The organism is Herbaspirillum sp. NPDC101396 (assembly GCF_044767365.1).
Classification (GTDB): Bacteria; Pseudomonadota; Gammaproteobacteria; order Burkholderiales; family Burkholderiaceae_D; genus Herbaspirillum.
Window position 1 is genome coordinate 713924 of record NZ_JBIWNT010000002.1, and the last position, 13568, is coordinate 727491.

General features: G+C 62.2%; 15 protein-coding genes and 1 tRNA gene. 3 read left to right on the forward strand and 13 right to left on the reverse strand.

Annotated features, from left to right (window positions below):
- Nucleotides 1–82 precede the first annotated feature (82 nt).
- The 5 genes from lnt to ACIROY_RS08395 all read right to left on the reverse strand — a co-directional run bounded on the left by lnt (nucleotide 83) and on the right by ACIROY_RS08395 (nucleotide 4520).
- Nucleotides 83–1678 (reverse strand): apolipoprotein N-acyltransferase, encoded by a 1596-nt coding sequence (gene lnt / locus ACIROY_RS08375; RefSeq protein WP_402341129.1) that lies wholly within the window; start codon nucleotides 1676–1678, stop codon nucleotides 83–85.
- Between the two features lie 9 nt (nucleotides 1679–1687).
- Complete coding sequence (locus ACIROY_RS08380) at nucleotides 1688–2575, reverse strand: HlyC/CorC family transporter (protein WP_402341131.1); 888 nt, start codon at nucleotides 2573–2575, stop codon at nucleotides 1688–1690.
- A gap of 214 nt (nucleotides 2576–2789) precedes the next feature.
- Complete coding sequence (locus ACIROY_RS08385) at nucleotides 2790–3026, reverse strand: pentapeptide MXKDX repeat protein (RefSeq protein ID WP_402341133.1); 237 nt, start codon at nucleotides 3024–3026, stop codon at nucleotides 2790–2792.
- 65 nt (nucleotides 3027–3091) lie between these two features.
- Nucleotides 3092–3877 (reverse strand): molybdopterin-dependent oxidoreductase, encoded by a 786-nt coding sequence (locus tag ACIROY_RS08390; protein ID WP_402274407.1) that lies wholly within the window; start codon nucleotides 3875–3877, stop codon nucleotides 3092–3094.
- Between the two features lie 25 nt (nucleotides 3878–3902).
- Nucleotides 3903–4520, reverse strand: a complete 618-nt coding sequence (locus tag ACIROY_RS08395) for a cytochrome b/b6 domain-containing protein (RefSeq protein WP_402341135.1) — start codon at nucleotides 4518–4520, stop codon at nucleotides 3903–3905.
- Here ACIROY_RS08395 and ACIROY_RS08400 point away from each other — a divergent pair.
- Together ACIROY_RS08400 and ACIROY_RS08405 are read left to right on the forward strand one after the other, a co-directional pair.
- Nucleotides 4513–4674 (forward strand): hypothetical protein, encoded by a 162-nt coding sequence (locus ACIROY_RS08400; RefSeq protein ID WP_402341137.1) that lies wholly within the window; start codon nucleotides 4513–4515, stop codon nucleotides 4672–4674. The two genes, ACIROY_RS08395 and ACIROY_RS08400, sit on opposite strands and share 8 nt — an antisense overlap.
- A gap of 119 nt (nucleotides 4675–4793) precedes the next feature.
- Nucleotides 4794–4976 (forward strand): anti-sigma factor, encoded by a 183-nt coding sequence (locus ACIROY_RS08405; RefSeq protein ID WP_402341139.1) that lies wholly within the window; start codon nucleotides 4794–4796, stop codon nucleotides 4974–4976.
- Between the two features lie 129 nt (nucleotides 4977–5105).
- Here the strand turns inward: ACIROY_RS08405 and ybeY are convergent, their stop codons facing one another.
- From ybeY to ACIROY_RS08425, 4 genes are all read right to left on the reverse strand, one after another.
- Entirely contained in the window at nucleotides 5106–5564 is a 459-nt protein-coding gene (gene ybeY / locus ACIROY_RS08410) for an rRNA maturation RNase YbeY (protein WP_402274413.1), read from the reverse strand.
- Complete coding sequence (locus tag ACIROY_RS08415; protein WP_402274415.1) at nucleotides 5551–6636, reverse strand: PhoH family protein; 1086 nt, start codon at nucleotides 6634–6636, stop codon at nucleotides 5551–5553. Before ACIROY_RS08415 ends, ybeY begins: the two co-directional genes overlap by 14 nt.
- 48 nt (nucleotides 6637–6684) lie before the next feature.
- Nucleotides 6685–8025, reverse strand: coding sequence for a tRNA (N6-isopentenyl adenosine(37)-C2)-methylthiotransferase MiaB (gene miaB, locus ACIROY_RS08420; RefSeq protein ID WP_402341141.1), 1341 nt, complete (start codon nucleotides 8023–8025; stop codon nucleotides 6685–6687).
- 305 nt (nucleotides 8026–8330) lie between these two features.
- Entirely contained in the window at nucleotides 8331–9230 is a 900-nt protein-coding gene (locus tag ACIROY_RS08425) for a LysR family transcriptional regulator (RefSeq protein WP_402341143.1), read from the reverse strand.
- A gap of 87 nt (nucleotides 9231–9317) precedes the next feature.
- Between ACIROY_RS08425 and ACIROY_RS08430 the strand changes: the two genes are divergently transcribed.
- Nucleotides 9318–9920: a cysteine hydrolase family protein gene (locus tag ACIROY_RS08430; RefSeq protein ID WP_402341145.1), complete on the forward strand. Its 603-nt coding sequence runs from the start codon at nucleotides 9318–9320 to the stop codon at nucleotides 9918–9920.
- A gap of 9 nt (nucleotides 9921–9929) precedes the next feature.
- Here ACIROY_RS08430 and ACIROY_RS08435 read toward each other — a convergent pair whose 3' ends face one another.
- From ACIROY_RS08435 to mutL, 4 genes are all read right to left on the reverse strand, one after another.
- Complete coding sequence (locus ACIROY_RS08435; RefSeq protein ID WP_402274423.1) at nucleotides 9930–10364, reverse strand: CBS domain-containing protein; 435 nt, start codon at nucleotides 10362–10364, stop codon at nucleotides 9930–9932.
- Between the two features lie 120 nt (nucleotides 10365–10484).
- Nucleotides 10485–10561, reverse strand: a tRNA-Met gene (locus ACIROY_RS08440).
- 100 nt (nucleotides 10562–10661) lie between these two features.
- A complete protein-coding gene (gene miaA / locus ACIROY_RS08445; RefSeq protein ID WP_402341147.1) occupies nucleotides 10662–11603 on the reverse strand; it encodes a tRNA (adenosine(37)-N6)-dimethylallyltransferase MiaA in 942 nt (313 codons plus the stop codon).
- A 1-nt stretch (nucleotide 11604) separates the two neighbouring features.
- Nucleotides 11605–13497, reverse strand: coding sequence for a DNA mismatch repair endonuclease MutL (gene mutL, locus ACIROY_RS08450; protein ID WP_402341149.1), 1893 nt, complete (start codon nucleotides 13495–13497; stop codon nucleotides 11605–11607).
- Nucleotides 13498–13568 lie beyond the last annotated feature (71 nt).

Consider the following 13568-nt stretch of genomic DNA (forward strand, 5'->3'; position numbering starts at 1 on the left):
GGGCCATGCGGCCCAAACGCAGGAACAGGCCGGAAATAACGAAGACAGGCCCGGGAACGAACAAAGAAAAACGCGGTGGCGACTAGCGTTTGCGGCGCGACAGCAGCCAGGCCGCCGCCAGCGCGGCGATCGCCAGCGCCAGCATCAGCTTGTTGCCGAGCAGGATGTAGGGCGTCTGGCCCTGGAAACCTTGCACCGAGGCGCTCAGCATGTTGCGCGTGTAAGGCTGCAGTTCCGACACCAACTGGCCTTTGGGGCCGATCACGGCGGTCGCGCCGGTGTTGGTCGCGCGCAGCATCGGGCGGCCGGTTTCCAGCGCGCGCATCTGGGAGATCTGCAAGTGCTGCGGCAGCGCGATCGAATTGCCGAACCAGGCGATGTTGGACAGGTTCAGCAGCATGCTGGCCTGCGGCTGCCCGGTGTAGTAGGCGCCGCCGAGCTGGGCGGCGATCTCTTCACCGAACAGATCCTCGTAGCAGATGTTGGGCATGATCCATTGCTGCTTGACCTGGAATGGAAGCTGCAAGGGTTTGCCACGCGTCATGTCACCCAGCGGAATGCTCATCATGTCGACGAACCAGCGGAAACCGAGCGGGATGAATTCGCCGAAAGGCACCAGGTGATGTTTGTCGTAGCGATACGGTGTGCGCTCGCTGGCCGGATCAGGAGAAAAACCGACCATGCTGTTGGCGTACTGGCCGGGTCCGTCGGACAAGGGAATCCCCAGCGCCAGATGGCTGCCCGAAGTCTGTACAAAGCGCGCCAGGCGCGCCAGATAGTCCGGCGGCAGTTGCTGCGGCAGCAGCGGCACAGCGGTTTCGGGTGTGGCGATCAGGTCGGCCGGCGCGCTGCGGATCATATCGTCGTACATCATCAGCGACGACAGCAGCGCTTCGTTGGAGAATTTCATCTCCTGCGGAATATTTCCCTGCAGCAAACGTACGCTGATCGGCTGTCCTGCAGCCTGTGTCCAGTCGACCGTGTGCAGCGCTACGCCGGCGCCGGCGAGCAGCAGCGTCAGCGCGGCGGGCAGGACGCGCGGCCCGGTGCGCAGGCTCAGCATGGCGAGACTGCCGGCGACGATGGCGGCAATCCAGGCCAAGCCATAGACGCCGACCACGGGCGCGAAGCCGGCCAGCGGACCGACGTTGTGTGCATAGCCCGAGGTCAGCCATGGGAAACCGGTGAACAGCCAGCCGCGCAGCCATTCCGACAAGGCCCACAGCGTCGGCAATAGCAGCAGCAACAGCACCATTTGCGAGGTCGCCCAGCGCTGCTGCAGCCAGCGCGCCAGTGTTGCGGTCAACGCGGCATAGAGACCCAGGTAAGCCGCCAGCAAGCCCACCGCCAGCGCCGCCATCCATCCCGCCATGCCGCCGTAGTCGTGCATGCTGATGTAGAGCCAGTGCACGCCGGCGGCCGCCCAGCCGAAGCCGTACAGCCAGCCGGTCAGGGCATTGCGGCGGAAAGAGGCAGTGCGGGAGATCTGGCGGAACAGCCAGGCCAGCGTGAGGATCTGTATCGGCCAGATGTTGAACGGCGCGAACGCCAGCACGTTGGCGACGCCGGCCAGCAAGGCGAACAGCGGCGTCCAGCGTGCAAGGCGCGATACCGTCGAACTGTTGGCGGCAGCCGCAGCATCGGTAGAGTCAGCAGGGATGGGCGAAGAAGAATTCACGCGGAAAAACTATTGTTCTTCCTCGGCTGCCGGCGTGTCCGGCAGTTTTTCCACCAGCAGCACATGCGCCTGGCGGGCGTCGGCGCGCAACACTTCGAAGCGCATGCCGCCGATGTCGAATTCGTCGCCCTTGCGCGGCACGCGGCCGAGGTGGTTGGCGACCAGGCCGCCGATGGTGTCGGCGTCTTCATCGGAGAAGGTGGTTTCCAGCGTCTCGTTGAACTGGGTGATCTCGGTCAGTCCCTTGATGCGCCAGCGCGGCCCGTGGGCGCCGTCCTTGATGGCGAGGATGTTGTCTTCTTCCTCGTCGAAATCGTATTCGTCTTCGATGTCGCCGACAATTTGCTCGAGCACGTCTTCAATCGTGATCAGCCCGGCGACACCGCCGTATTCGTCGACCACGATGGCCATGTGGTTGCGGTTGGCGCGGAAGTCGCGCAGCAGCACATTGAGGCGTTTGGATTCGGGAATGAACACGGCCGGACGCAGCATGTCGCGCACGTCGAAGGATTCTTCAGCGTAATAGCGCAGCAGGTCTTTCGCCAGCAGCACGCCGACCACCTTGTCGCGCTCGCCTTCAACCGCAGGGAAGCGCGAATGCGAGGTCGACAGCACGTCGGGCATCCAGGTTTCGATCGGCTTGCTGATATCGATGGTGTCCATCTGCGAACGCGGCACCATGATGTCGCGCACGGCGAGATCGGATACCTGGAATACACCTTCGATCATCGACAGCGCATCGGCGTCGATCAGGTTGCGTTCATGGGCGTCTTGCAGGACCTCGAGCAACTCTGCTCGGTTTTCTGGTTCGGGGGAGATGAGGGCGGTGAGACGTTCGAACAGGGAACGGTGTGGTTTAGCGTCAAGAGATTTGACGCTACTAGAGTGATCTTGCATATGGCGTGAGCCGTGGGTCCGACGTTGTTTCGATGAGCCATAGGATACAACAAATATATGACAAATCTACTAAAACCCGATTTTCACGACTGAGACGCGCAACGAACGCAAGCAGCAGGCTGGATCAAATGGCAACAGTTTCCCGGCGGACATGTGCACTGACGGACATGTCCACGGCGAGGGGATGCCGCAGACATGTCGAAAGAAACGAAGATTACTTCTTCATTTCATCTTTCTTCATTTCATCCTTGCCCATGCCGTCTTTAGCCATGGCGTCCTTGCCCATGGAGTCCTTCTTCATCTTGTCCTTTTTCATGCCATCCTTCTTCATGCCGTCCTTCGACATGGAATCCTTGGACATGTCGTCCTTGGCCATCGTATCGGCAGCGTAGGCGCCAGATACGGCAGCCATCATCAGACAGGCGAACAGGGTCGAGAGTGCTTTTTTCATGTGAATCTCCTAGATGTTGAAAATTGGCAAAAGCGCCATGACTACGGCAGATGCTTGGCAGATTGCTAAGCGCCGCCGAACCAGTTGTACCCCTGGTCTTCCCAGTAACCGCCGGGGTAAGTGTTGGTTACTTCGATCGAAACGATATGCTTCGGATTCTTGTAGCCCAGCTTGGTGGGCATGCGCAGCTTCATCGGGAAACCGTATTTCGGCGGCAGTATGTCGCCGTCATACGTCAGCGTCAGCTGCGTCTGCGCGTGCAGCGCCGTGGCCATGTCGATGCTGGTGTAATAGTCGTCGGCGCAGCGGAAGGCGATGTACTTCGCGCTCAGGTCGGCGCCGATATGCTTGAGGAAACCGGCGAACGGCACGCCGCCCCAGCGGCCGATGGCGCTCCAGCCTTCGACGCAGATGTGGCGAGTGATCTGTTCCACCTGCGGCAGGCGGCGCAGCTCGGCCAGGGACCAGGTGCGGCGGATGGCAATCAGGCCTTTGAGCTCAAGGCGATAGGCATCGCCGTCGACTTCGGTGATTTCATCCTCGCCATAAAACGCGTTGAACGGAAATGGCCGCGTGATCATCGACGCCGGATACGTCGGCGCCAGTTTGTTCGGATCGAACAGCCAGCCCTGCACACCATCGTTCATGCGTGAAATCTTCGTCAGCATGCGGTTCACGGATTCCTGCTCGGTGAGATTGCAGCCGCTCAGCAGCGACAGGCCGCCCAGCGTCAGTGCGCGCTTGCCGAACAGGCGTCGCGACGGCATCGACAATTCGAGTTCGCGGCGCGCATCCTTGAGGATCAGTTCGCCGTCGAGGTTAGACGGCAGGCGATTTGGTTTCTTGATCATGGTAAGGGTCTCTGTTTAGTGGCGTTCAGCGTCCGCGCAGCATGGCCAGCAAGGTGCGCGGCACCAGCGCCACCATCGCGACATGCACGACAATGAACAGCACCAGGAAACTCATGGCAAAAAAGTGCACGATGCGCGCGCTGTCATAGCCGCCCATCAAGTCGCGCAGCAAAGGCAGCTGCACCGATTTCCAGATCGCCAGTCCCGAGACCACGATCAGCACCAGGTCGGCGATTACCGACAGATACGCCAACTTTTGCACGGCGTTGTAATGGTCCAGAGACGCGTGCTGCAACTTGCCCTTGAGCGCCTGCACAAAGTCGTGGAAGACTTCCTTCGGGCGCAGCGGAAAGAACTTGCGCCGTGCACGTCCGCTCAGCAGATTGAGCGCCAGGTAAATCACGCCGTTGATTGCCAGCAGCCACATCGCCGCGAAATGCCATTGCAGCGCACCGCCCAGCCAGCCGCCCAAGGTCCATTCCTTGGGAAACGAGAAGGGAAAAATCGGCGACGCGTTATAGATGCGCCAGCCGCTCAGGATCATGAGCACGACGGCGAGCGCGTTGATCCAATGCGTGACGCGCAGCCACAGTGGATGGATGGTCGCGGACGTCGTCGGAAGCGTGGGCGCATGGATGTTCAAGTTCGTCTCCTCAATGCATGGCGAATATGTGTTTCATGCAGCTTGGTCGGACGAGTTGGCGGTTTCTTACAAGGAATTTGAAAAAAGTGAAAATCACGGCATGGCAGGGCTCGCAACGGCATCAGCAGCCACTGCGAAAAATAATCGTCAGTGAATTGTAAGAAATGACGTCCGGCCACGACCAACATGCAGGGAGCCGGAGAACGGCGCTGAAAGCGCGACGGCGGGTTGGCTGATTTACAATGCCAGACGGAGTGCGACAGGAGCAATGACATGAACTGCAAGGAAGCACATCGCGTCTTGTGCGAGGCGCAAGACAGCAAATTATCTTTCGCCCGGCGGCTGACGTTGCGCTGGCATCTGGCTATCTGCGACCATTGCACGCGCTTCGGCCGTCAGCTGGATTTCATGCGCAGGGCGGTGCGGCGTTACCGCGACGGCGGGGATGGGAAGTAAGGTGGGAAGTAGGGCAGAAAAATAGGCAGGGAACACAATGCCGTCGCAGCGCAAGGCTGCGGCCGGCAATGTTCAGTGCTGCCGATGTTGCAGATGTTGATGCAGATGTTGATGCAGATGTTGGTAGTGTTACCGGCGGTCCGCGTAAGGATCGGCGAAACCCAGGCCTGCCAGAATTTCAGTTTCCAGCGTTTCCATTTCGGTCGCTTCTTCTTCGTCTTCGTGATCGTAGCCTTGCGCATGCAGCACGCCGTGCACGATCAGATGCGCCGCGTGATCCAGCAGCGGCTTCTTCTGCTCCAACGCTTCCTTTTCCAGCACGTCGGTGCACAGGATGATGTCGGCCTGCGTCACTTCGGCGTCTTCCTCTTCCGTGTAGGCAAAGGTCAGCACGTTGGTGGCGTAATCCTTTTCGCGGTATTCGCGGTTCAGCGTGCGGCCTTCTTCGGTGTCGACGAAGCGGATCGTCAGTTCCGCCGGCGCGAACAGCGCGGCCTGGATCCAGCGGCGGATCTGCGGACGCGGCACGCTGTCCTTCAGGCGTGTATCGGCGTACTGGACGGACAGGGTCAGTTTATTTTTTTGCATGGCGTGGCTTGGCTGACTGGGTCAGGCCCTGGCTGAGGCGTTTGACGGCGGTGTTGGAAGTGACATGTGAATTGCTGACGGTCGATACCGCTTCATAGGCGTCGACAATGCGCGCGACCATGGGATGGCGCACCACGTCGCTGCTGGTGAAGCGCGAGAAGGCGATGCCGCGCACCTCATTGAGCACATTGAGCGCGTCGACCAGGCCGCTCTTCTGGCCGTGGTGCAAGTCGATCTGGGTCACGTCGCCGGTGACCACGGCCTTGCTGCCGAAGCCGATGCGGGTGAGGAACATCTTCATCTGTTCCGGCGTGGTGTTCTGCGCCTCGTCGAGGATGATGAAGGCGTGGTTCAGCGTGCGGCCGCGCATATAGGCCAGCGGCGCGATTTCGATCGCCTGCTTCTCGAACAGCTTCTGCGTACGGTCGAAACCGAGCAGGTCATACAGCGCGTCGTACAGTGGGCGCAGATATGGATCAACCTTCTGCGCCAGATCTCCCGGCAAGAAGCCCAGGCGTTCGCCGGCTTCGACAGCCGGGCGCGTCAGCACGATGCGCTGCACGGCGTCGCGCTCGAGCGCGTCGACGGCGCAGGCCACCGCCAGGTAAGTCTTGCCGGTGCCGGCCGGGCCCACGCCGAAGGTGATGTCGTGCTCGAGGATGGCGTGCAGGTACTGGCTCTGGTGCGGCGTGCGGCCGCGCAGGTCGTGCTTGCGCGTTTTCAGGATCGGGCTTTCGATCTCGGTCTTGTCTTTCTTGTCAACCGCGATATCCGCATCGTCGAGTTCGGCGTCGATGGTCGCGGTGGCGCGTTGTTCGACCAGCGCCAACTGAATGTCTTCCACCGATACCTGCTTGTCGGCCCGCGTGTAGAAACGATCAAGGACCGCGACCGCGCGTTCGGCGTTGGTGCCGCTGACGATGAACTTCTCGCCGCGACGGAAAATCGTCACGTCGAGGGCGGACGAGATCTGCCTCAGGTTTTCATCGAGCGGACCGCACAGATGCGCCAGGCGCTTGTTGTCGAGCGGTTGCGGGATGAAGTAATGAGGCTGGTTGGGTGATTTTTTCAATCTGGCTCGGTGTCGTCAGGTGGATTTAAATAGCGGATGGCGATGGCGTCATTGCTTGACGATGATCTCGCCGCGCAGCGAAAACGCGAAAGTCTGGACGATGGTGACATCGATCATTTCGCCGATCAGGCGGGCGCCGTTCGGGCCGGCGTCGAAATTCACCACGCGGTTGTTTTCCGTGCGGCCTTGCAATTCGTTGGCATCTTTCTTCGAAGGGCCTTCGACCAGAATGCGCTGGACCGTGCCGAGCATGGCCTGGCTGATCTTGCTGGCATTGTCCTGCACCACCGCTTGCAGATGTTGCAGGCGCTTCAGTTTGACGTCGGCAGGCGTGTCGTCGGCCAGGTTGGCCGCCGGTGTACCTGGCCGCGGGCTGAAGACAAAGCTGAAGCTGCTGTCGAAGCCGATATCGGTAATCAGCTTCATCAGCGCGTTGAAGTCTTCATCTGTCTCGCCCGGGAAGCCGACGATGAAGTCGCTCGAAATCGTGATGTTGGGACGCACTTCGCGCAGGCGGCGCAGCACCGATTTGTATTCCAGCGCCGTATAGCCGCGCTTCATGGCCGACAGGATGCGGTCGGAACCGTGCTGCGCCGGCAGGTACAGGTGATCGACCAGCTTGGGCACCTTGGCGTAGGTGTCGATCAGGCGCTGGGTGAATTCCTTGGGATGGCTGGTGACGAAACGAATGCGCTGGATGCCGGGCATCTCGGCGATGTATTCGATCAGCAGCGCGAAGTCGGCGATCTCGCCGTCTTCCATGACGCCGCGGAAGGCATTGACGTTCTGGCCCAGCAGCGTGATTTCCTTGACACCTTGTGCGGCCAGTCCGGCCACCTCTGTCAGCACGTCCTCGAAACGGCGCGACACTTCCTCGCCGCGCGTGTACGGCACCACACAGTAGCTGCAGTACTTGCTGCAACCTTCCATGATCGACACGTACGCCGTCGCGCCTTCAACGCGGGCCGGCGGCATGTGATCGAACTTTTCGATTTCAGGGAAGCTGATGTCGACCTGCGGGCGGCCGGTAAAGCGGCGCTCGCTGATCATCTGCGGCAGGCGATGCAGGGTTTGCGGACCGAATACCATGTCGACGAAGGGCGCGCGCTTGACGATGGCTTCACCTTCCTGGGAGGCCACGCAACCGCCGACGCCGATCAGCAGGTCAGGATTGATTTTCTTCAGTTCGCGCAGGCGGCCGAGATCCGAGAACACTTTTTCCTGCGCCTTTTCGCGCACCGAACAGGTGTTGAGCAGGATCACGTCGGCGTCTTCCGGACGGTCGGTCTTGACCAGACCGTCGGACAGGTTCAGCACGTCGGCCATCTTGTCCGAGTCGTACTCGTTCATCTGGCAGCCGAAGGTTTTGATGAATACTTTTTTCTGCATAAATGTCATTCAGGCATGAGCGCGCGGCGGGAGGCTGGGTCCTGCGCACGTTGGCTTGTGGGGCGCATCGGCCAGGCGCCGGCAAGGGGAAGCTGAGCATGGGCAAACTACAGTCGCGGCAGCCGGAAAGGCGGCTTGTGCGGCGCGATCCGGGGCGCCTGCAGTCGGTGCTTCCAAGGTCCGCGATTATAGCACCGGATCCCGCGCGGAGCCGCAGGCGGGCGCGGATCCGGGGAGGCCGGAAAAGGCGTTGAAAATGTCAACAATGTCATCAAGGCAACTTCCCGGCGGCTCTTCCGCCAGATTCAGGCGGGCGATCCGTCGGCGAAGCAGCCTTCCAGCCAATCCAGCACCGCCCGCAGACGCGGCAGTGCCCGCAGATCGCGGTGGTACACCGCCCAGGCCTCGCGCTGCAACTGTGGCGCAGCCTCTGCCAGTTCCAGCTCAGGCGCCAGCAGGTAATGCGGCAACAAGGCCATGCCCACGCCGGCGCGCGCCGCCATGCATTGCGTCACCAGGCTGGTGCTGCGGAAGCGCACCGGATTGCCGCCGGCATGATCCGCCAGCCATTGCGTCTCGGGAATATCCGGCACACCGTCGTCGAAGCCGATGAACGGCGCAGAAGCCGGCGCGGCGCGCCATTCGGCCACGCGTGCGCGGCTGCCGCACAGGAAGTAGCTGATCTTGCCCAGCTTGCGCGCAATCAGGTCGCCGTCCTGCGGCCGCGCGAAGCGGATCGCCAGGTCGGCGTCGCGGCGCGCCAGGCTCACGGTCTGGTGACTCATGCTGAACTCGATGTCGAGCTGCGGCCAGCGCTCCAGCAGCGCCGGCAGGCGCGGCGCCAGGAACATGGTGCCCATGGCGTCGGTGCTGGCGATGCGCAGCTTGCCTTCCATGCGGATGTCTTCGCCGGCCAGGCGGCGCGCCAGCTGCGCGGTCTGCGCCTGCATTTCGCGCGCGGCGGCCAGCACCGTTTCGCCCAGCCGCGTCAGTTCGGTGTCGTCGCCGCGTCGTGTAAACAACGGGCCGTGCAAGGCATGCTCCAGCGTTTGCAGGCGCCGGCTGACAGTGGCATGGGTCACGCCCAGCATGCGCGCGGCACCGGAAAAGCTGCCTGATTCGATAAACGCGGCAAAGGTGCGCAAGCCTTCCCAGTCGGCGGCGAGGAGTGCAGACGAGTCGGATGCGGCTGTGAATTTATTCACGGATGGCTACCTGTTTTTGTGAATTGATGAACGTATTTTAACCGTCTAGGATGATCCCATCGTTCACCACCCTCAAGGAGAAAAACCATGTCCACACCAAAAACCCTGCTGCAAATCGCCGGCGCCGCACCGCGTTCGCCAAGGTGGCAAGACGCCGCACTGGTGCTGATCGATCACCAGACCGAATACACCGTCGGTGGTGTGCCGCTGGCCGGCATCGACGCCGCCGTCGGCGAGATCGCCGCCTTGCTCAAGCAGGCGCGCGCCGCCGGGGCACCGGTATTCCACGTGGTGCACCACGCCAAGCCGGGTGCGGCGCTATTCGATCCGCAGCGCGAATTCGTCGGCATCATCGACGGCCTGCAGCCGCAGGACGGCGAAGTCACGGTGGTCAAGGCGCTGCCGAATTCCTTCGCCGGCACCACGCTGGACGCCGAGCTGAAGAAGGCGGGGAAAAAGGAGCTGATCATCGCTGGCTTCGCCACCCACATGTGCATCAGTGCCACCACACGCTCGGCGCTGGATCATGGCTATGTGTCGACGGTGGTGGCGGCGGCGTGCGCCACGCGCGATCTGCCGGATGCGCTGGGCAAGGGCGTGGTGCCGGCGGCGGAGGTGCAGCGTGCGACGCTGGCGGCGTTGGGTGATCGTTTTGCGACGATCGTGCCGGATGCGGCTGCACTGAATTAACGGCGATGTTTACGCGACGGTCGGATTGGTTGGATTGATCCGCAGGTTCTTGAGAATGTCGCGCCACGTGACGATGCCGACCGGCCTGAAGTTCAGATCGACCACCGGCAGGCAGGAAATGCCGTGGGTATTGAAAGACTGGATCGCGTCATCGACCGTGGCGCTTTCCTGCAGCACGATCGGCCGCCGCGTCATGATCTGGTGCACGCGCTTGTTCAGACTGGCGGTGTCCTGGTAGGTTTCCCGGGCCGAGCCGATGTTCGGACTCAGCGCCTTGAGCAGGTCGCGATCGGACACCACGCCCAGCAGCTTGCGCTCTTCCACCACCAGCAGGTGATGGAATTTCAGGTTGTCGAAAATCTCTTTGACCGTTTCCAGCTTGTCGTCCAGGGTGACGGTGACGAGCTTCGCGGTCATGATCTTCTTGATGCTGACTCCAGCCATTGCTCCTCCGTTGATATGTCGGATTGTCCTCCAAGCCAGGCAGGGCAGGCAATTGACGCAGGTCAAGTTGACCGTAAAAAACAAAAAAGGCCCGTGCGAACACGGGCCTTCAGATGTCTTTGGTGGTGATAGGTGGACTTGAACCACCGACCCCAGCATTATGAGTGCTGTGCTCTAACCAACTGAGCTATATCACCAAAAGCAAGCCCGTGATTATGCTGTCCGTTCTTGCTTGTGTCAAGAGATTTAAGCCTAAGATTGCTGTTTCATTAACCCGCGCTTGCCGGCCCTATCCAATCAATGTTCCAGCGCCTTACGCACGTACGCCATCACCGCCTGCGTCGCGTCGGGCGCATTGCAGTCGATCACGATGCGGTCCGGTGTCGAGCGCAGCCAGGTGATCTGGCGCTTGGCCAGTTGTCGCGTGGCAATGATGCCGCGTTCGCGCATTTCGGCGCGGTCGTACTGGCCGTCGAGATGTTCCCAGGCCTGGCGGTAGCCGACGCAGCGCATTGACGGCAGGCCCAGGTGCAGGTCGCCGCGGGCGCGCAGCTTGCGGACTTCGGCCAGCAGGCCGTCGTTTTCCAGCATGAGGTCGAAGCGGCGCGCGATGCGTTCGTGCAGCACGGCGCGGTCGGACGGCTCCAGCGCCAGCGGCAGCAGCGTGAAGGGTAGCGCCGCCGCGGTCTTTTGCGTGAGCAGCGCCGACATCGGCTTGCCAGTCAGTTCGATGATCTCGAGCGCGCGCTGGATGCGCTGGCTGTCGTTGGGTTTGAGGCGGGCGGCGGTTTCCGGGTCGAGCGTGACGAGGCGTGCGTGCAGGGCAGGTACGCCATCGCGTGCAGCTTCTTCGTCCAGGCGCGCGCGTACTTCGGGATCGGCTTCAGGCAGGTCGTCGAGGCCGTCACGCAAGACCTTGAAATACAGCATCGTGCCGCCCACCAGCAGCGGCAGCTTGCCGCGCGCACGGATGTCCTGCGCCAGGCGCAGCGCGTCGTTGCGGAACTGCATGGCGGAGTAGGCTTCAGTCGGATCGATGATGTCGATCAGGTGATGCGGCACGCTGGCGAGTTCGTCGGCGTTGGGCTTGGCGGTGCCGATGTCCATCTCACGATACACCAGCGCCGAGTCGACCGAGATGATTTCGCAGGGAATGTGTTTGGCGATTTCAAGCGCAGCGGCAGTCTTGCCGGAAGCGGTCGGTCCCATGATGGCGACCGCCAGTGGCGTTGCGGTCATGCTATTGACCGCGCAGGAAGAGTTTGTCCATGTCGGACAGGGCCAGCTGGCTCCAGGTCGGACGGCCGTGGTTGCACTGGTCTGCGCGCTCGGTGGCTTCCATCTGGCGCAGCAGGGCGTTCATTTCCGGCACGGTCAGGCTGCGGTTGGCGCGCACCGCGGTGTGGCAGGCCAGCGTGCCGAGCAGTTCATTGCGACGCTCAAGCAGCACGCGTGAGCCGCCGAATTCGCGCACGTCGCGCAAGACATCGCGCGCCAGGGTCTGGGCGTCGGCGTTCTTGAGCAGCGCCGGCACCGCGCGCACGGCCAGCGTGGTCGGCGACATCGCGGCGATGTCGAAGCCGAGTGCGCTCAAGGTTTCCTGATGTTCTTCGACGGTGCCGACTTCGACGGCGTCGGCGTAGAAGGTCACCGGGATCAGCAGCGGCTGCACGAACATGGAGTTGTCGTCGAGCGCGTTCTTCAGTTGCTCATACAGGATGCGCTCGTGCGCGGCGTGCATGTCGACCACCACCAGGCCCTTGCTGTTTTGCGCCAGCACGTAGATCCCATGCAGCTGCGCCAGCGCGAAGCCGAGCGGGAAGTCGTCGGCCGGCAGCGATTGTGTATTGGCGGAGACCGGCATGGCGAAAGCGCCCGGCGCTGCTTCGCTGCCGAAGACCGACGCCATGTCCAGATTGGTCTGCACGCCGGGTTGGAACATCGCACCGTATTCCGCCGTGTTCTGCGCCACGCCGAAATTGCCGGCGGAGAAATTCGGTCTCAGCTGCGCGCCGAATTCGTTCTGATACTGCGGCTGAGGCTGCGCTTGCTGATCGCGCATCCACGGCAGCGGACCGTTGCCTGCGGCTTGCGGCGCCGGCGCGTTGCCGAAGGAGGTGGCCGACGTCGCCGCCAATGCGCGGCTGACCGCGTGGAAAACGAATTGATGCACGCTGCGGCTGTCGCGGAAGCGCACTTCGATCTTGGACGGATGGACGTTGACGTCGACCAGCGCCGGATCGAGGTCGAGCGACAGCGCGTACGAGGGATAGCGGTCGCCGTGCAGCACGTCCTGGTAGGCGGCGCGCACCGCGTGCACCAGCAATTTGTCGCGCACGAAGCGGCCGTTGACGTAAAAATACTGGCCGTCGGCGCGCGCCTTGGAGGCGGTCGGCAAACCGACAAAGCCGTGCAGGCGCAGCGGGCCGGCGCTCTCGTCGAGCGGCAGGCGGGCGTTGGCGAACTCATCGCCTAGGATGTGGGCGCTGCGCTTGGCGAATTCGCCGGTGTTCCAGTGATCGACGGTCTTGCCGTTGTGGGTCAGCGAAAACGTCACGTCCGGACGCGCCAGCGCAATGCGGCGCACGACTTCGGCGCAGTGGCCGTATTCGGTCTGTTCGGACTTCAGGAACTTGCGCCGCGCCGGCGTGTTGAAATACAGATCCTGCACGTCGATGGTGGTGCCGGGCGCACCCGAGGCAGGCACGACTGTGCCTTCCTGCGAGCCGGTGATTTCCCAAGCGTGGGCGGCGTCGGCGGTGCGGGTGGTCAGCGTGAGCTGGGCGACCGAGGCGATCGAGGCCAGCGCTTCACCGCGAAAACCCAGCGTGCCGACGTTTTCCAGATCAGTCAGCGAAGCAATCTTGGAGGTCGCATGACGCGCCAGCGCCAGCGGCATCTGCTCAGGCGGAATGCCGCGGCCGTTGTCGGTGATGGCGATGCGTTTGACGCCGCCCTGTTCCAGGCGCACGGTGATGTGCGTGGCGCCGGCATCAAGCGCGTTCTCCAGCAATTCCTTGACGACGGCGGAAGGACGTTCGATGACTTCGCCGGCAGCGATTTGGGAAATCAGCTGGTCGGGCAGGGCCTGGATGGGGCGAATTGGACGGGGCGGGCGATCTGGTGCGTTCATCCTGCGATTATACCGCCAGCAGGCTCAGGGATCGCTCACGGATCACCCTTGGCCTGCTGTGCCGATTGTGT